This is a genomic window from Vibrio sp. Y176, assembly GCF_033438945.1.
This window is the reverse complement of record NZ_JAWOQS010000261.1, coordinates 1-854: the sequence shown is the minus strand read 5'-3', so window position 1 is coordinate 854 and position 854 is coordinate 1. Positions and strand designations below refer to the sequence as shown.

General features: G+C 50.2%; 1 protein-coding gene. It reads right to left on the bottom strand.

Annotated elements, in window-relative coordinates:
- On the bottom strand, positions 1 to 790 hold a 790-nt coding region (locus R7O13_RS25440; RefSeq protein ID WP_318305019.1), incomplete at its 3' end, for a monovalent cation:proton antiporter-2 (CPA2) family protein.
- Between the last annotated feature and the right edge of the window lie 64 nt (positions 791 to 854).

Below are 854 nucleotides of genomic sequence, written 5' to 3'. Positions count from 1 at the left end.
CGATAGCGATTTCTAGCTCATGGCGATATTCACTTTCGGCCAGCAGCACTCCAGCTAAGAAAGTTCCTAGCGCCATGGACAAGCCCAGTTTTTGCATCACCACCGAAATGCCTAGCACCACCAAGAGTGAAGCCACGGTAAATAGCTCGCGAACCCCACTCATCACGACAAAACGAAACAGAGGGCGCAATAAAAAGTGACCACCAATCAACAAGGCTACGACACTGCCTAAAACGGTAAAAGCATCGAACCAACTGCCTACATTCTGTTCACCAGCCAAAAGCGGTAACATAGCCAACATCGGTATGACGGCGATATCTTGAAAAAGCAGCACAGCAAAACCAGACTGGCCCGTTTCGGTGCCATTGAGGCCTTGCTCTTCAATCACTTTGAGTGCAATAGCCGTAGAGGAAAGGGCGAGCCCCATGCCGATGACCAAACTCACCTGCATACTCAAGCCAAACAAACTGACAATGCTACCAATAACCGCCGTCGTCACTACAACTTGCGCGCCGCCAAGACCTAAAATCGGCCCTCGCATTTGCCATAATTTTTTCGGGTTCAATTCCAAGCCAATTAAGAACAGCAGTAACACCACCCCGAGCTCGGCAAAATGCAGAATCGCATCGACATCGCTAATCAGGCGTAATCCCCATGGGCCAATCAATACCCCTGCCAACAAATAGCCAAGTACCGAACCTAAGCCAAATCGCTGCGCCAAAGGAACAGCAATCACCGCCGCCGACAGAAACACAACACTGCTTTGTAGAAACTCACTGGTTATCGCCATGCTGACCTCCTTGGTGCAACGCTTCCCCCTCATCAAGAGGATTACTCAGCCATCGACGATACAG